Origin of the sequence: Streptomyces longwoodensis (assembly GCF_001514125.1) — a bacterium.
Lineage (GTDB): Bacteria > Actinomycetota > Actinomycetes > Streptomycetales > Streptomycetaceae > Streptomyces > Streptomyces longwoodensis.
This window is the reverse complement of record NZ_KQ948551.1, coordinates 524,605-540,168: the sequence shown is the minus strand read 5'-3', so window position 1 is coordinate 540,168 and position 15,564 is coordinate 524,605. Positions and strand designations below refer to the sequence as shown.

Annotated in this window: 15 protein-coding genes and 1 pseudogene; 8 read left to right on the top strand and 8 right to left on the bottom strand. The window is 74.0% G+C overall.

Annotation, left to right across the window (positions count from 1 at the left end; all coding sequences use genetic code 11):
* Positions 1 to 2: 2 nt before the first annotated feature.
* Together AQJ30_RS11440 and AQJ30_RS11435 are read right to left on the bottom strand one after the other, a co-directional pair.
* The gene (locus tag AQJ30_RS11440) at positions 3 to 347 is read right to left on the bottom strand and encodes a PPOX class F420-dependent oxidoreductase (RefSeq protein ID WP_067232053.1); all 345 of its coding nucleotides are present in this window, start codon (positions 345 to 347) and stop codon (positions 3 to 5) included.
* A gap of 64 nt (positions 348 to 411) precedes the next feature.
* Positions 412 to 1,062, bottom strand: a complete 651-nt coding sequence (locus tag AQJ30_RS11435) for a nucleoside/nucleotide kinase family protein (RefSeq protein WP_211278962.1) — start codon at positions 1,060 to 1,062, stop codon at positions 412 to 414.
* Between the two features lie 157 nt (positions 1,063 to 1,219).
* Between AQJ30_RS11435 and AQJ30_RS11430 the strand changes: the two genes are divergently transcribed.
* From AQJ30_RS11430 to AQJ30_RS11420, 3 genes are all read left to right on the top strand, one after another.
* A complete protein-coding gene (locus AQJ30_RS11430) occupies positions 1,220 to 1,936 on the top strand; it encodes a DUF2293 domain-containing protein (protein ID WP_067232051.1) in 717 nt (238 codons plus the stop codon).
* A 175-nt stretch (positions 1,937 to 2,111) separates the two neighbouring features.
* Positions 2,112 to 2,591, top strand: coding sequence for an anthrone oxygenase family protein (locus AQJ30_RS11425; protein ID WP_067232049.1), 480 nt, complete (start codon positions 2,112 to 2,114; stop codon positions 2,589 to 2,591).
* A gap of 135 nt (positions 2,592 to 2,726) precedes the next feature.
* Positions 2,727 to 4,214, top strand: coding sequence for a glutamate synthase subunit beta (locus AQJ30_RS11420; RefSeq protein ID WP_067232047.1), 1,488 nt, complete (start codon positions 2,727 to 2,729; stop codon positions 4,212 to 4,214).
* Between the two features lie 112 nt (positions 4,215 to 4,326).
* Here the strand turns inward: AQJ30_RS11420 and AQJ30_RS11415 are convergent, their stop codons facing one another.
* Positions 4,327 to 4,599 (bottom strand): DUF397 domain-containing protein, encoded by a 273-nt coding sequence (locus tag AQJ30_RS11415; protein ID WP_067232045.1) that lies wholly within the window; start codon positions 4,597 to 4,599, stop codon positions 4,327 to 4,329.
* Entirely contained in the window at positions 4,600 to 5,460 is an 861-nt protein-coding gene (locus tag AQJ30_RS11410) for a helix-turn-helix domain-containing protein (RefSeq protein WP_067232044.1), read from the bottom strand. It lies immediately after the preceding gene.
* Between the two features lie 241 nt (positions 5,461 to 5,701).
* Here AQJ30_RS11410 and AQJ30_RS11405 point away from each other — a divergent pair.
* The 3 genes and pseudogenes from AQJ30_RS11405 to AQJ30_RS11395 all read left to right on the top strand — a co-directional run.
* A pseudogene (locus tag AQJ30_RS11405) lies at positions 5,702 to 6,367 on the top strand (ATP-binding protein); the annotation flags it as partial.
* A gap of 482 nt (positions 6,368 to 6,849) precedes the next feature.
* Positions 6,850 to 7,302: a hypothetical protein gene (locus tag AQJ30_RS11400; RefSeq protein ID WP_067232041.1), complete on the top strand. Its 453-nt coding sequence runs from the start codon at positions 6,850 to 6,852 to the stop codon at positions 7,300 to 7,302.
* 348 nt (positions 7,303 to 7,650) lie between these two features.
* Entirely contained in the window at positions 7,651 to 9,513 is a 1,863-nt protein-coding gene (locus AQJ30_RS11395; protein WP_107119567.1) for an ABC transporter ATP-binding protein, read from the top strand.
* Between the two features lie 54 nt (positions 9,514 to 9,567).
* Here the strand turns inward: AQJ30_RS11395 and AQJ30_RS38415 are convergent, their stop codons facing one another.
* Positions 9,568 to 9,744, bottom strand: coding sequence for a hypothetical protein (locus AQJ30_RS38415; protein ID WP_159052318.1), 177 nt, complete (start codon positions 9,742 to 9,744; stop codon positions 9,568 to 9,570).
* Between the two features lie 155 nt (positions 9,745 to 9,899).
* Positions 9,900 to 10,589, bottom strand: a complete 690-nt coding sequence (locus AQJ30_RS11390) for a DUF899 domain-containing protein (RefSeq protein WP_067232037.1) — start codon at positions 10,587 to 10,589, stop codon at positions 9,900 to 9,902.
* A 212-nt stretch (positions 10,590 to 10,801) separates the two neighbouring features.
* Between AQJ30_RS11390 and AQJ30_RS11385 the strand changes: the two genes are divergently transcribed.
* Positions 10,802 to 11,755 carry an endonuclease/exonuclease/phosphatase family protein gene (locus AQJ30_RS11385; protein ID WP_067232035.1) on the top strand — a complete coding sequence of 318 codons (954 nt, stop codon included), beginning with the start codon at positions 10,802 to 10,804 and terminating at the stop codon, positions 11,753 to 11,755.
* Here AQJ30_RS11385 and AQJ30_RS11380 read toward each other — a convergent pair.
* Together AQJ30_RS11380 and AQJ30_RS11375 are read right to left on the bottom strand one after the other, a co-directional pair.
* On the bottom strand, positions 11,725 to 13,731 hold the full coding sequence (locus AQJ30_RS11380; RefSeq protein WP_079083972.1) for an FUSC family protein: 2,007 nt from the start codon (positions 13,729 to 13,731) through the stop codon (positions 11,725 to 11,727). The genes AQJ30_RS11385 and AQJ30_RS11380 overlap by 31 nt on opposite strands.
* Positions 13,732 to 13,952: 221 nt before the next feature.
* Positions 13,953 to 14,735, bottom strand: a complete 783-nt coding sequence (locus tag AQJ30_RS11375) for a nucleotidyltransferase domain-containing protein (protein ID WP_067232032.1) — start codon at positions 14,733 to 14,735, stop codon at positions 13,953 to 13,955.
* Positions 14,736 to 14,977: 242 nt separating this feature from the next.
* Here AQJ30_RS11375 and AQJ30_RS11370 point away from each other — a divergent pair, with 242 nt between their 5' ends.
* Positions 14,978 to 15,544, top strand: a complete 567-nt coding sequence (locus tag AQJ30_RS11370) for a hypothetical protein (RefSeq protein ID WP_211278961.1) — start codon at positions 14,978 to 14,980, stop codon at positions 15,542 to 15,544.
* The last annotated feature ends 20 nt before the right edge of the window (positions 15,545 to 15,564 follow it).

Below are 15,564 nucleotides of genomic sequence, written 5' to 3'. Positions count from 1 at the left end.
CCTCAGGCGGAGAACTTGATGATCTTGCTCGGGGTGATCCGGACGATGACGCGCACCTCGTCCTCCTTCTCGGCGGGCGGGTCGATGCCGAGGTACTTGTGCGATAGCTCGTGCGGGAGGCGCTTGTCCGGGTCCGGGAGGATCTCGGCGGTCCCCCGGATCTCGACCGAGGTGTAGGGGTTGGCGAGGTCGAAGACGGTCAGGCTGACGCGGGGGTCGCGGCGGAGGTTGCGCACCTTCTGACGGTTCTCGAGCGAGGAGAACACGACGGTGTCGCCCTCGCGGGCGAACCAGACCACCCCGAGTTGTGGGGCGTGCCTACAAAAGCGCTTGAGACGCTTCCGCAGGACGCGGCGAGCACCCTAAGGACCGAGGCGTGCGTGCGTGCGTGCGGCCGCCCGCCCGACCGGGCTACGCGGCCCCCCGGTTCCAGGCAGGGTGGCGTGGGTCGTCGGCGCGAATGACGACGTCCGCCGTGCCCGCGGGGTCGGTCTCCTGCTCGTAGCGCTCGAAGGCGGGCAGCGTCCAGTGGTCGGCGTCGGGAGTGCGGCGGCGCAGGGCGGGCGCGGAGAGGAGGACGTGGACGGTGAGGTCGAACGGGAACCAGTGACGCATCAGGAGGGGGCCGTGCAGCAACAGGACGCCACCGGGCGGGAGGTGGACGTAGGCGCTGCGGGTGGCGCGGTCGGCCACCGGGTCCCAGAGGTCGGGCAGGACACGGCCGTCGCCGTCCGGTTCCAGCGGGTTGAACACCTCGCGCCACAGGGCGCCGGTGTCGAGCCAGCCGTCGTAGTAGGCGTCCAGGTCGTGGTGGCCGTACTCCAGGCGGACGGAGGCGGGGCGGAGGAAGCCGTGGGCGTCGACCACGCGGGAGGCCCGGCCGCGGACGCGCAGCGCCTCGGCCACGCGGTCGGCGAGGTCACCGGGGCGGGCCGCCGGTGCGCCGTCGATCGCGACGCGCGGCCAGGGACTGCCGTCGGCCGGCTTCAGGTCGAGCAGCCGGTCGGCCAGGAGGTCACCGAGCCGGTCCCAGGTGATCGCTTCGAATCGCACACGGCCCATGATGCGCCGACCGGCACCGGCCGTCGCAACCGACCGGGGTGCCGGGAATCAGGATGCACGCGCGTCGCTGGACGTCAGAAGACGCCAGAAGACGCCGGAAGACGGCGCAAGACGGCAGTAGACGTCGGATGAGTTCGGCAGGAGGGAGGTACGTCGTATGGAACCGTCCACAACGCCCCGCGAACGCAAGGGCTTTCTGGTCATTCAGCCGTTGAAGCGCCGGTACTGCGTGGCGTGTCGGCGCGGGCCGTTGTCGATGCTCGTCCTGGAGGACGGGGCGCCGCGGTGCCTCGGCTGTGCCGATCTGGGCCACCTGGTGTTCCTGCCGCGCGGCGACACCGCGCTCACGCGCAGGTCCCGGGAGGAGAGCACGCTGTCGGCGGTGGTCGTGCGGTTCAACCGGCGCAGGGCGCGGTACGAGCGGCAGGGCGTCCTCGTGGAGGAGGAGGCGCTCACCCGGGCGGAGGGGCGGTGCCTCGCGGACGCTGAGGCACGGCGACGGCGCCGGGTGCGCGACGCGCGACGGCGGGCGGCACAGGACGTGCGGTTCGCGGCGGCGTTCGCGGCTGAGATCCGCCGGCTCTTCCCCGGCTGCCCGGTCGAGCGGGCGGGGGAGATAGCGGCCCACGCGTCGGTGCGCGGCAGCGGGCGGGTGGGCCGCAGCGCAGCGGGCCGTGCGCTGTCCGAGGGGCCGGTGATCTCGGCGGTCGTGGCATCCGTGCGGCACGTGGACACGCCGTACGACCGGTTGCTGATGACGGGCGTGCCACGGCAGGAGGCGCGGCGGCGGATCGCGGCGGGCGTGGAGGCGGTGCTGCGGCAGTGGCGGGACCGGACGGCGGACACCGCGGCCCCGCATCCCACCCCGAGGTGACCGGCGGGTGGATTCAGGTGCCCCGACAGGGGCTTGGGTTCGGTGACGAGTGTGTGGACGTCCGCGCATGGCGTCGCGCGTCCCGGCCATGGTCACGGATCATGGTCCGGGCCTCGCTTGGGGTGACGGCAGGTCCGATCGGCTCGCCGACAGGACCGTGGGAGTGGGGAGAGTCATGATCGAGGGGCCGTATCTGGTGCTCGGGGTGCTGGGCGCGCTCGCGACGGGCCTGATGGCCGGAGTGTTCTACGCCTTCTCGGTGCTGGTGATGCGGGGCCTCGGTGCGCTGCCGCCCGCGCAGGGGGTCGCGGCGATGAAGGCGATCAACACCTCGGCGCTGACACCGGCGTTCATGGTCGTGTTCCTCGGGACGGGAGCGCTGTGCGCGGTGATCGCGGTGGTGACGTTCGTGCTGTGGCCGGAGAAGGGGACAGTGGAGCTGCTGCTGGGCAGCGGGCTGTACCTGGTGGGCGCGTTCGGGGTGACGGTGGCCGCGAACGTGCCGCGCAACGACACCCTGATGAAGCTGGAGGCGGGGACGTCGGAGGCGGTGCGGTACTGGCCGACGTACGTGCGCGAGTGGACCATGTGGAACCACATACGCGCCGTCGCGTCGATGGCGGCGGCGGTCACGTACGCGCTGGCGCTCGTCTGAGCCGGGCACGCGGCCCGGCGGCGGGAAAGCGCTGTCGTCCCCCTCTGCGCAGGTGGCCGGGGACACGTATCGTGGCCGGAAGAGTGCCGCCCGATGACGCTCGGCCTGTCGTACGCGTAGGCGAGGAAGACGCCCATGGCCGATCCCAAGGGATTCATGACCACGCCCCGCCAGGACTGGCCCCGCCGGCCGGTCGAGGAGCGGGTGCGGGACTGGAACGAGGTCTACGTCCCGGGGGCGCTCCTCCCCGTGATCAGCGAGCAGGCCGACCGCTGCATGGACTGCGGCGTACCGTTCTGCCACGAGGCCTGTCCGCTCGGGAACCTCATCCCGGAGTGGAACGACCTGGTCGCGCGGGAGGACTGGCGGGCGGCGAGCGACCGGCTGCACGCGACGAACAACTTCCCCGAGTTCACCGGGCGGTTGTGTCCCGCGCCGTGCGAGGCGGGATGCGTGCTGGCCATCAACCAGCCGGCCGTCACCATCAAGAACGTCGAGTGCGCCATCGCCGACCGGGCCTGGGCGGAGGGGTTCGTGCCGCCGCGACCGCCGGACCGGCTGTCCGGGCGGACGGTGGCGGTGATCGGCTCGGGTCCGACGGGGCTGGCGGCCGCGCAGCAGCTGACGCGCGCGGGTCACACCGTTGTCGTGTACGAGAAGGACGATCGGCTCGGCGGGCTGATGCGGTACGGCATCCCCGAGTTCAAGATGGAGAAGCACCATTTGGACCGGCGGATCGAGCAGATGCGGGCCGAGGGCACGAAGTTCCGTACGTCGACGGCGGTCGGGCGGGACGTCACGGCGGCCGAGCTGCGGGCGCGCCACGACGCCGTGGTGGTCGCGACCGGGGCGACGGCGTGGCGGGAGCTGTCCGTGCCGGGCCGGGAGCTGGCCGGGATCCACCAGGCGATGGAGTACCTGCCGCTGGCCAACCGGGTGCGCGAGGGCGACCTGGAGGTGTCACCGCTGTCCGCGGCGGGCCGGCACGTCGTCATCGTGGGCGGCGGCGACACGGGCGCGGACTGCCTGGGCACGGCGGTGCGCGAGGGGGCGGCCTCGGTGACCCAGCTCGACATCTACGCCCAGCCCGGCGCCGAGCGCGACGACGACGCCGAGCCCTGGCCGACGTACCCGAAGCTGTACCGGCTGTCGGCCGCGCACGAGGAGGCGCGCGACCTGGGCACGGCACCGGTCGCGGACGCCGACGCCCGGCTGTTCGCGGCGTCGACGCTGCGCTTCACGGGGGACGACGGGGGGCGGGTGCGGCGGCTGCACCTGGTCGAGGTGGACGCCCGGCGCAGTCCGGTCGCCGGCACCGCGCGGGCGCTGCCCGCCGACCTGGTCCTGCTGGCGCTCGGGTTCTCCGGTCCGGACCAGGGGGACGGGCTCGTCGAACAGCTGGGGCTGGCGATGGACCCGCGCGGGACGATCGTCCGGGACCGGGACTTCGCGACGAACGTCCCCGGGGTGTTCGCCGCCGGGGACGCCGCACGCGGGCAGTCGCTGATCGTGTGGGCCCTCGCGGAGGGGCGGGCGGTGGCCGCCGCCGTCGACCGTCGGCTCACGGGCAGTTCCCGGCTGCCGGCGCCGATATCGCCGTACGACCGGCCGATGAGTGTCTGACGATCGGGAGGGGTGCAGGGACGGGAGGAGAGAAGGGGGACAGGGGGCAAAGGATCAAATTTAGGGGGCCGAGCCAGGTGCGAGGGGGGAGGTGAGCAAGGGAGCAGCAGGTTCAGGACAGCAGGAAGTCCGCCTCCCCGGCCTTGGCACCCTCGATGAACGCGGTCATCTCGGCGGAGGTGTAGATCAGGGCCGGACCGTCCGGGTCGGTGGACTGCCGGACCGCGATCCGGCCGTCGGCGAGCTTCATGGCCTCCAGGCAGTTGCCGCCGTTGCCACCGCTCCACGGCTTGTGCCAGCCCTCGCTGCCCAGCTCACGGGCGGGCATGCCGTTGTAGATCCGCTCGGTGCGGACCCGCTTCGGCTGGGACGTGATGCGATCCATTCACAGCTCCTTGCGGAGATCCAGCAGGATCTCCTTCGTGCGATGTGCCGTAGCGGCCTGTGCCGCCATGCGGTCCATGACCTCGAGGTGGGTGGCCACCTCGGAACGCGCGTCGAGGTAGACCGCGCCGGTCAGGTACTCGCTGTAGACCATGTCCGGAAGCTCCGGCATGGCGAATCGGAAGAGCACGAAGGGCCCGTAGGTGCCCGGGTGCGGCCCGTTGGCGAACGGGGCGATCTGCAGGGTCACGTGGGGCAGCTTCGTCGCCTCGAGCAGTTTGTCGATCTGCGCGCGCATCACCTCCGGGCCGCCCACCGGGCGACGCAGGGCCGTCTCGTCCATGACCACCCACAGCCGGGGCGCGTCCTCGCGGGTGAGCAGCTGCTGGCGTTGCATGCGCAGGTCGACGAGGCGCTCGATGTCCTCCGGCCGGGTCTGGCCGACGGCTCCGGACCTCAGCACCCCGCGGGCGTACTCCTCGGTCTGCAGCAGACCGGGGACGAAGTGGGGTTCGTACTGGCGGATCAGCGCGGCCGCGCCCTCGAGGCTGACGTGCATCGAGAACCAGCCGGGCAGCACGTCGTGGAAGCGCTGCCACCAGCCGGGCCGGTTGGCGTCCTCGGCGAGCTGGACGAAGCCCTCGGCCTCCTCGTCGGTCACCCCGTAGGCCTTCAGCAGCAGCTGGAGGTAGGGGATCTTGAGGGCGACCTCGGCCATCTCCATCCGGCGGACGGTGGCGGGCGCGACGCGCAGGATGCGGGCTGCCTCCTCGCGCTTGAGCCCGGCGCGCTCCCGCAGGTCCAGCAGGCGCCGGCCGAGGACCACCTGGCCCACGGTCGGCGCGGACCGCGGTTCGCTCACGCTCCACCTCCACGAAGAGCCCGGGCCTGCGGGGGCCCGGTTCCCCGGCCGGCGGCGACTGGGGACGACAAAAGAATCCTGACAGCCTTACGGCGCCATTCGAAGACCTGTTCGAAGATCGGTACGCGTGCGTACGGATCTTCGGTGATCTCAATTGGCGCCGTTCGACGTGCTGTTGCGAAGCAGTGTGCCACGGCCCTCCACCGCGTCACACAGCACTCTGCATTTTTCAGAGTGACACTTGCCAAGTGTCCACGCCGGGGCGATAGTGGCAAGCGTGATTCCGTCCCCGCCCTTAGGAACAGACGCCACCGCAGGCCGCCCGCCGGCTCTCGGTGCCGCGGGAGCAGGCCCCGACCAGGCCGCTGCCGAGCGCCGGTTCCGTTTCGAGCTGGCCGCGCACCCGGGGTCGCCCGCGCAGGCCAGGCGTCTGACCAGGGCACGGCTGACCGGTTGGTCGGTGTGCGAGGACACCTGTGACTCGGCCGCGCTGATCGTCTCCGAGCTGGTCACCAACGCCATCGTGCACACCGCCAGCGACGTCGTCGTGTGCGAGCTGCACGACGGTGAGGAACTGGTGCGCATAGCCGTGCGCGACCAGGGCTGCGCCCCGGGCGAGCCGCAGCCGTCCCCGCAGCGGGGCGAAGAGGAACACGGCCGGGGACTGCTCCTCGTCGACGCCCTCTGTCACGCCTGGGGCGCCCAGGAGCACGGTCCCGGCCTGCTGGTCTGGGCGGAGCTCCCGCGCAAGGCGGACACGCCCCGCGACCCGTCCGAGCCGCACAACGCGGTCGACTGGGAGCCGGATGCCTCCGTCGCAGCGGCGGACCCGCACTGCGACCTCGGCTGGGGCGCCCGCCCCAAGCCCGGCGGCTCCGGCGGTTCCGGCGAGGAGGACGCGCCGGGGACGCACGACGCGGACGGCGAGGCCGAACAGCGGCTGCTGGCAACGTTCAGCGACCCGTACGAAGAGATGCCCGGCGGCGTCCTCCACGGAGACACGCACACCAGCGACCCGTACGAAGAGACGCACGACGGCGTCCTCCACGGAGACACGCGCACCGGCCACCCGTACGACGTCACGCGCGGCGGCGGCCCGTCCGAGGTCACGCACGGAGAGACCCGCCGCGAGGCGCACAGCGTCGGCCCTCACGCCCCGGACACGCACAGCGCCGGCCCCGACGCCCCGGACGCGCACGGCCACGACCGTGCCGAGAAGCCCGCTGCCGAGCCCCGGACCGCCGGTGTCCTGCCGAGGGTCGGCCGGCAGGCGCACCGCACGGCGCACGGTTCCACCGCCGACGGTGACGCCACCGCCTGGCGCCCGCACCCCGTGGGGCGCTCCCTGGGATTTTCCCCGCTCGTACGCGGCCGAGAGTGGGGTCGCGCATGACCGGAACGTTCGGCCGTGGGCCGGTGCTCAGCATGGACACGCTGGTGCGGGTCCGGCGGGAGCTGGCCGCGCCGCGGACCCCGGTCGTCGACGCCTCCCGCCGCCTGGTCCTGCCCGAGGGCATGACCGCGCCGCTCGGCTGCGACGCCGTGACCGTGCCGGCCCGGTTCGGGCCGCTGATCCTGCCCCGGCTGCCGCGCGTGGGCTGTGTCTACGCCGACGAGGCGCACTGGTGGTGGCTGGTCCCGTCCGACTCGGACTACGCCCTGGAGTGGCCCGTCCCGGCGCGTTACACGACGGGCGCGGTCCTGCCCGACCTCGCGCGCGCCCCCGGTCTGATCCACCGGCCGGAGGGCGAGCTCCCCTACACCCCGCCGATCCCGCTGTACCTGGCCCTGTGCCGCATCACGGGCACGACGCCGACGTGGTCGCGGCCGGTGAGCGCGTAGGGACCGGCGCCGCCAGGGGGACGCACCGGGTGGTCGACGGCCGTGGCCCCACGCGCGGGCGCACGGCCGCGCGTGGGGCCACGGCGCCCGGGCGCACGTCCGCCCGTACCCCACACCTCCCCCGCGCACGCCCCGCGCGCACCCGCTCCCCCTTCTTGCGCCCTGCCCCCGGCGCCTCCGCTCCCGCGATAGTGGCCGTCCGTACGGCCGTCGGGAACCGTACGGCCATCGGCAGCCGATCGGGGGAGGCGGAGGACGGTGCGCACGCGGCGTGAGCAGCGACACCCGGGGAAACGCGACGTCTCGGAGTCGGAGCAGCTCCTCTTCGGCGGCCCGCTGCGCTACGACATGGGCTGGAACCAGCACCGGGAGGCCTTCCTCGAGCTGAGCTTCCGCGCGCTGCTCGCCCGGCTCCCCTCCCTGCTCGCCGTGAGCCTGCGCCTGGCCCGGCGGGCCGATCCGCGTGCCACCGGGCTCGTACTGGCCGCGGAGGTGGGCCGGGGCGTGGCCCAGGCGGTCGGTCTGCTCGCGGTCAACAGCGTGCTGGGGCGGCTCATCGGCGGTGGCCCGATCGAGGACCGGCTGCGCGGTGCCGTGCCCGCGCTGGCCGTCATGGCCGCCGTGCTGCTGGTGGGCGCGGTGCTGCGGGCGGTGTCGACGTACGGCGCCGGGCGCCTGGAGCCCAAGGTCGAGCGGGTGGCGACCGAGCTGTACCTGGAGCGGGCGGCCGCGGTGGAGCTGGCCGCGATCGAGGACCACGCCTTCCACAAGCTGCTGGACACGGCCCAGTACGGCGCGTCCTCCGCACGCCGGATGATCATGTACGGCACGCGCGTGATCAACGCCATGATCTCGCTGGTGGCCGCGGCCGGAGTGCTCACCGTGCTGCACCCGCTGCTGCTGCCGCTCCTTGTGACCATGACGCTGCCGAGCGCGTGGAGCGCGCTGACGAACGCGCGGCGCCGGTACGAGTCGTTCCACACCTGGGTGCAGCACGCGCGTGCCGGGCACCTGATCGCCGGGCTGCTGACGGAGCCGGAGGCGGCACCGGAGATCCGGGTGCACGGGGTGGGGCCGTTCCTGCTGCGGCACTTCCGGGCCATGTCGGAGACCGCAGAGGCGGAGCAGGCCCGGCTGGCCCGGCTCGCGGCCCGCACCGGGCTGATCGCGGCCGCCTGGACCGGGCTGGCGACGGTGGCGACGTACGCCACGCTGGGCGGGCTGCTGCTGGGCGGGGCGATGGCGCTGGCCGTGGCCGGGACGGCGGTGATCGCGATCCGCACCGGCTCGGCGAGCCTGAACACCCTGGTGCTTGAGGTCGACGCGCTCCACGAGGAGGCGCTGTTCGTCGGTGACCTGGAGCGCTTGTACGTCGAGGCGGCCGAGCGGGCGATCCCGGTCGGCGGGCTGGCCCTGCCGGACGACCCGCGCGAGATCCGCTTCGAGAACGTCACGTTCCGCTACCCGGGCGACGCCACCCGCCCCGCGCTCGACGACGTCACGCTCACCCTGCCGCTGGGCCGGATCGTCGCGCTGGTCGGCGAGAACGGCTCCGGCAAGACGACGCTGGTGAAGTTGCTGGCCGGGCTGTACCGGCCGGACGCGGGCCGCATCCTCTGGGACGGCGTGGACGCGGCCGAAGCCGACCGGCACCTGCTGGCCGAGCGGGTCGCGATGGTGGCCCAGGACTTCAAGCGCTGGCCGTTCACGGCGCGGGTGAACGTGGCGATCGGCCGTTCCGCCGCGCCGCTGACCGAGGAGCGGCTGGCCGGGGCGGTCGCGGAGGCGGGCGCCGGGGACGTGGTGGAGGACCTTCCGCGCGGCCTGGACACCCTGCTGGCCCGCCACTTCAGCGGCGGCCACGAGCTGTCCGGCGGCCAGTGGCAGCGGCTCGGGATCGCGCGGGCTGCCTACCGGCGGGGGCGCATCCTGATCGTGGACGAGCCGACGGCGGCCCTGGACGCGCGGGCCGAGCTGGAGGTCTTCGACAAGATCCGGGCGCTGGCCGACAACGGCCAGACGGTGGTGCTGATCACGCACCGGCTGGCGTCGGTGCGCCACGCCGACCTGGTGCACGTCCTGGACCAGGGCCGGCTGGTGGAGTCCGGCACGCCGGACGAGCTGCTGGCCTCGGGCGGGGTGTACGCGGAGCTGTACGCGCTCCAGGCGGATCAGTTCACGGCGCGGGTGTCCGCTCCGGGGCCGGGCTGAGGACGACGGTGCGGGAGGGCCCCGCGGAGGCCGTCGCGCCGCCGCGGGGGGACGTCACTCGACGGCGTCCGCCCTGCGGACGATCACGAGGAAGGTGTCCGTGGCGAGGTCCATGATGACCTCGGCCGGCAGTCCCTCCAGGCGTCGCGCCTGCGCGAACTCCTCCGCGGGCCAGGAGCCGCGCGGGCCGCCGGCGGGAAAGCGTTCGAGCACTGTTCGCCCGTTCACCATCTCGCAACCTCCAGAAAGCGTTGTGCTTGTGAGAGTTAACGCCTTCAAGAGCTCGTTGGCCTCGGCCAGTGACGCTACTGAGACATAGTTGACACCCGTTCACCACGGAACGTGAGCATCCGGTCACGAAACGAACGACTCCGTCACCGAACGCGTCAGAAGTCGTACTCGTCGTGATAGCGGATCCGCGCGCTGCCCGCGGGCGCCCCGAACGCCGACGCGCGCCCGGCGGGCTCCTCCCACTCCTCCTGCCGGCCCAGCGCCGTCAGGTCCAGGAAGCTCGTGGTCGAGCCGAGCCCGCCCAGGCCGCGTTCGTAGGTCGAGTAGGTGTGGAAGACCTGGTCGCCGTCCCGCAGGAAGCAGCTGACCCCGGGCCGCTCGACGAGCTCCCCGTCCCGCTCCAGGGTCACCTCGAAGTCACGGTTGAAGCCGGAGCCGTACGACGAGTACCAGGGCACCGTCCAGCCCATCCGCGCCTTGAACGGCAGCAGTTTCGGGTACGGCGCCCGGGAGACGGCCGCGAAGGCGGTGTCGCGGGCCTTCAGGTGGGCGAGGTGGCCGATCTGGTCGAGGAAGGCGGAGCAGCTGCGGCAGCCCGCCTCCCACTCCGGGGCGAACATGAAGTGGTACACGACGAGCTGGCGGTGCCCCTCGAACAGCTCGGGCAGCGTGGCCTTGCCGTCCCCGCCCTGGAACACGTACTCCTCGTCGACCTCCACCATCGGCAGCCGCCGCCGCTGCGCGTTGAGCGCGTCGCGCGTGCGGGTGGCCGCCTTCTCCTTGAGCAGCAGTTCCTCGCGCGCCGCGCGCCACTGCGCGCGCGAGACGACCTCGGGGAGCGACATGGATCCTCCTGTACGACGGTGCCATCCGCAGGGGTGACCGGAGCGGGCGCCGGAACTCATCGCCGCGACGGACGTTCGTGCCGTCACGCGCATGTCGTCCGGGAGGTGTCGCCGCCGGCGGGTCGCGGGCACGCTGGCCGTAGGACGCCCTCGGGACGGGACGGCACCTCGTCCACCCGTGGCGGGACACGGGACTCGGGAAGGGACCCCGCATGCTCCTCGGCACCTGGAACCTCGAGAACCTGTACCGGCCCGGCGGGGAGTTCGGTCCGCCCGACGAGGCCTCCTACAAGGCGAAGCTGGCCGCGCTGGCCGCCGTCGTCACGGACCTCGCACCGGACGTGCTCGGCGTCCAGGAGGTCGGGGAGCCGGAGGCACTGGACGACCTGCTGCGGACGGTGGGCGGCGACTGGCACGTCGCCTTGTCGGCGCACCCCGACAGCCGCGGCATCCGGGTCGGCGTGATCAGCCGGACCCCGCTGGAGGTGGTGGCGGACACGCACGCGTTCCCGCCCGCACTACGCCCCGTCCAGGTGGACGACGCGGGCACCACGACGGCACAGTCGGGCCGCGGCTTCCTCGCCGTACGGACGGAGGGACGGCAGCGGGAGGGGCTGTGGCTGGGGGTCGCCCACCTGAAGTCGAAGCTCCTCACCTATCCGGGTGAGCGCTTCTTCCCGCACGACGAGGGCGAACGCGCCCGCTACGGCGCCTACGCCCTGTACCGCAGGGCCGCCGAGGCCGCGTCGCTGCGCGCGCTCGCCGACGAGCTGCTGGCCGGGGACGGCCGTGAGCGGGACGTGGCGGTGGTGGGCGACCTCAACGACGAGGTGCAGGCCGCGACCACCCAGATCGTCCTCGGCCCGCCCGGCTCCGAGATCGGCACCCACGGCTACGACCACCCCGACAAGGGCGACGCGGCCCGGCTGTGGGACGTCGCCCCGCTGATCCCCGCGGACCGACGGTACTCGCGGGTCAACTCCGGCAGGCGGGAGCTGATCGACCACGTCCTGGTGAGCCACCGGCTGGTGCGCGCGGTGACGGCGGCGGGGACCGGCCTGCCCGGTGACGGTGCCCTGCGGCTGCCGTCGGTGGGCGCGGATCCGGGGGCGCGCAGGGGCGAGCCCGGGTCGGATCACGCGCCCGTGTGGATCCGGGTGGAGTGAGACGGAGGGCCGGCGGACGGCCTGGCGGGGTGCGAGCGCGGGACGTGGTCGCCCACGCGCTCCCCGCGGGCGGCGAGTTCGTCGAGCACCTCGGCGAGCCGTTCGGTGAGGTGCGGGGTGAGCCGGCCGGTGTCGTCGAGGTGGACGGCGCAGGCGGTGGTGGTGTCGACGAGCCGTTCGAGGAGGACGGCGACCTCGTCGGTGCCCGCGGAGTGCCGGGCGAGGGCGGGCAGTTCGGCGGCGGCGAGGGCGATGGCGGTACGGGCCTCGGCGAGCGCCCGGTACGCCTCTCGGCGCAGGGTCCAGCGGGTGGCGCGGTCGTCGGGGCCGCCGGCAGCGTGACGGGCGTCGGCAGGGCCGGAGCCGTCGGAGCCACTGCGGCTGCTGGAGCCGCCGTTGTGACTGCTATGGCCGCCGTGACTGTCGGAGCCGTCGAGGACATGGCGAAGGTAGGCGCCCGCCGCCTCCCCGGCGGCCGCGAGCCGGGCCCGGACCTGGCCACCTCGCCGGCCGGGCAGCGGCAGGTGCCCGGCGATCAGGACGATGAGGCAGGCCAGGAGCGTCTCGGCGATGCGGCTGACGGACGCCTGCGGTTCGCCGCCGACCATCACCAGGGCGAGCACGAGCACGGTGACCACGGCGGTCTGCGCGGCGAAGTGCCGGGTGGCGACGGGCACCAGGGCGCCGCACACGGCGACCAGGGCGACGAGCCCCTCGGGCCGCGGCAGGACGGCGGCGAAGGCGGCGAACAGCAGCGCGCCGAGCACCGTGCCGGCGGCCCGGCACAGCACGCGCGAGACGAGCGGCCCGAGGTCGGGCTTGACGAGGAAGACGGCGGTGGCGGGCATCCAGTACCAGTGCGCGTGCTGCCCGTACCAGTGGGAGTGGTGCAGCGCCTGGGCGGTCCCGGCACCGGCGCCGAAGGACAGGGCGACCCGGAGGCCGTACTCGCGCCCGCCGGGTCCGAAGGCGGTGTGCAGCAGGCCGCGGACGGTACGGCGGCGGGTGTGCAGGTCCCGGTGCCCGCCGTCGCGGTCGAAGGTGTGGGCGGCGTGCAGCAGGGCGTCGTCGAGGGCGCGCAGGCCGGGCGCGTCGCGGGAGGGTGCCGGCAGCGGTCCGGTGGGCGCGTGGTCCCGTACGGCGGCGGCGAGGCGCCGGGGCCCCTCGGCGGCCCGCGCGGGAACCGGGTCCCCGGCCCAGGCGAGGGCGGTGGCGGCTTCGGCGAGGGGCAGGGCGGCGGCGTACTGCGCGTGCAGGCGCCGTTCGGCGGCGGAGGAGGCCCAGCGCCGGAGCCGGGGCCCGGTGAGGGCGTCCTGGGCGTGGTCGAGGGCGGCGGTGAGGGCGAAGCGGCGGGTACGGGCGTCGGCGGTGCCGACGGCGTCGAGGAGCCGGGCGATGGCGTCGTACACGTCGGCGACGGCCGCCCGCTCGCCGTCGAACCGGAAGTCACCGGCGAGCGCGCCGGGCGTGGGCAGGGCCAGCCGCAGCGCGAGCAGCCAGGCGGCACCGGCGAGGAAGGCGAGCGCCCGCGCCCAGCCGGGCTCCGGCACGGGCATCCCGGCGCCGAGAGCGGCGGCCACGAGCACCTGCGTACCGGCGGCGGAGGCGACCGGTCCGACGGCGCTGACGCACCCGGCGACCAGTCCGAGCCCGGTGAGCAGCACGGTCAGCGCGAGGGGCGGGACCCGCTCCCCCGCGGCCGTCCCGACGACCAGACCGACCGCCCCCGCGAGCGCGGGCACACCGAGCCGCTTGACGGAGGCCCGCCGGCTGCCGGGCCGGTCGTTGATCCCGGCGAGCATGGCCCCGATGGCGGCGAGCACCCCGAGCGCGGTACGCCCCACCGCCATCCCCGCGACCAGCACGGGCCCGGCGGCCAGCGCCCCCCGCCCGACCGCGGCCCACGGCACGGGCCCGCGCTGGGCCCGCAAGGCGTGCGTGATCCAGGGCGGCAACGACAACACGGAACGCGACACGTGACTCCTGTCCGAACGGGGCGGGCGAACAACACCGTCGGACTACAGCGGCCGGGCGCTCCCTCCACGGTACGGGGAGATCTTGGAGATGGTGGTGCGGCGGGGTTTCAGGGAGGTGACGGGAGGTGCGGGAGGGGGTGGGCGGGCGGTTTCTTCAAGTACGCGATCCGTGCCGCGCCGGATGCGGCGGATGAGCATCGTCCCGGCAGGCGGTCGGAGGGTCACGCGCGCGTGGCCGCGGTGATCCCTTCGTCGAACAGGGCGAGCGCCTCGTCGACCGCCCGGGCGAGCCCGTCGGAGCCTCCGGTGGCCGCCGCGCCGACCAGCTCGTCGACCTCCCGCAGCCCGGCGCGCTCCAGGAGGCGTTTCTCGTTCGTCACCCACTCGCCGCGGGCCGCGAGCACCGCGTGCGCTGCCTGGGCCGCGGCGACCGCGAGGGCGCCGACCGTCTCGGTGCGGCGGCCGGCGGGTGCGTGCGCGCTCCTGGCGTACGCGAGGGTGGCACGGGCCGTGCCGTGCCAGTGGTCGCTCGCCGTGCGACGGAGCAGCGGCGGGTAGGTGTCGGGGCGGGGCGGGTGGCCGTGCAGGGTCTTGTTGACGGCCAGTTCGGCTGCCAGCAGGTAGCTGGGGATGCCGGCCAGGTGGAAGAGCAAGGGCTCGACGTGGAAGCGGCCCTGCTGAGCCTCGGCGAGTTCGTGTTCCACGACGTCGAGGTCGCGGTAGTGGACGTCGACGCGGCGGTCGTCGATGGTCAGCCAGGCGCCGCCGTTGAAGAGTCCGCCGCCCCAGCCGCCGACCTCGGACACCTCGCCCTCCCAGCCGATGGCCCGCAGGTCGTCGGGGTCGAAGGGGCCGCGGTAGTAGACGGCCAGGTCCCAGTCGCTGTCCGGCCGGGCAGTGCCCTGGGCCCGCGAGCCGCCGAGGGCCACGGCCCGGACGGTGGGGAGAGCGGCCAGGCGCCGGGTCGTGGTGTCGAGGAACGCCTCGTCGCTGAGGGTGGGCATGGGCGGGAGGGTAGGGGGCGGGTGGGCACCTCGGCAGGTGAATATCCGGTGCGGAGGGGTTCGGGGACCGATTGTCAGTGGCTCGCGTTATCAATGGAGTCGGAGTCGTCACTCAGCGTGACGACTGTCGATGATGACGGGGGCGTCGGATGGTAGGGCGTGAGCGTGACGGTGAAGTGGCGGGCGGGCGGGGCGCGCACCTCTCGGTTGCCGGCCTGCGGGCGCGGGGGTGGACGGTGGGCATGGTGCGGCGGCTGCTCGGGGAGCCCGATCTCGTGGTGGACCACCCGTCCTTCCGTGCCGTGCGGACCCGCCTCTACCGCGTCGAGCGAGTGGAAGTCGTCGAGCGGAGCGAGGAGTTCCGGACGCTGCCGGCCACCGCCGCACGACGGTCGGCCGTGGCGAGGGCGGCCGCGTTGCGCCGGCGCAGAGAGGTGCTGGCGCGGATCGCGGCCGTGCCGATCGACGTGCCGCGGCTGGACCCACGCCGGCTCGCGGCGCTGGCGGGAGTGGACGGGTCGGAGGAACGCGGTGCCGCCGCCCGGCTCCAGGTCGATCACTTGTGGCGTCACCTCTGGCGGTACGACGCGTTGTTGAGCGGATCGCGGGGGCGGGTCGGGCGGCGGGCCGCCGAATCCCTGCTCGCTCGGCGGATTCTCGCGGCGATTGCCGAGGCGTACCCGCATCTCGCGCAGGAGTGTGCCCGGCGGTTGTCCGCGTCGGGGCGGGCCGTGGGGGCGTCGCCCCCTTCGGGTGGGCGGCAGCGAAATTGGGGTGCGGTCGGGCCCCGGGGGCCCAATGATCGGTGAGTTGACCGTCGTTCGTCCGT

Coding starts and splice junctions, on each gene's coding strand:
- AQJ30_RS38415 (WP_159052318.1), bottom strand. CDS start 9,744: ATGGTGAACGGGCGAACAGTGCTCGAACGCTTTCCCGCCGGCGGCCCG.
- AQJ30_RS11385 (WP_067232035.1), top strand. CDS start 10,802: ATGCTCCTCGGCACCTGGAACCTCGAGAACCTGTACCGGCCCGGCGGG.
- AQJ30_RS11390 (WP_067232037.1), bottom strand. CDS start 10,589: ATGTCGCTCCCCGAGGTCGTCTCGCGCGCGCAGTGGCGCGCGGCGCGC.
- AQJ30_RS11415 (WP_067232045.1), bottom strand. CDS start 4,599: ATGGATCGCATCACGTCCCAGCCGAAGCGGGTCCGCACCGAGCGGATC.
- AQJ30_RS11370 (WP_211278961.1), top strand. CDS start 14,978: ATGGTGCGGCGGCTGCTCGGGGAGCCCGATCTCGTGGTGGACCACCCG.
- AQJ30_RS11430 (WP_067232051.1), top strand. CDS start 1,220: ATGGAACCGTCCACAACGCCCCGCGAACGCAAGGGCTTTCTGGTCATT.
- AQJ30_RS11425 (WP_067232049.1), top strand. CDS start 2,112: ATGATCGAGGGGCCGTATCTGGTGCTCGGGGTGCTGGGCGCGCTCGCG.
- AQJ30_RS11400 (WP_067232041.1), top strand. CDS start 6,850: ATGACCGGAACGTTCGGCCGTGGGCCGGTGCTCAGCATGGACACGCTG.
- AQJ30_RS11420 (WP_067232047.1), top strand. CDS start 2,727: ATGGCCGATCCCAAGGGATTCATGACCACGCCCCGCCAGGACTGGCCC.
- AQJ30_RS11375 (WP_067232032.1), bottom strand. CDS start 14,735: ATGCCCACCCTCAGCGACGAGGCGTTCCTCGACACCACGACCCGGCGC.
- AQJ30_RS11435 (WP_211278962.1), bottom strand. CDS start 1,062: ATGGGCCGTGTGCGATTCGAAGCGATCACCTGGGACCGGCTCGGTGAC.
- AQJ30_RS11395 (WP_107119567.1), top strand. CDS start 7,651: ATGGGCTGGAACCAGCACCGGGAGGCCTTCCTCGAGCTGAGCTTCCGC.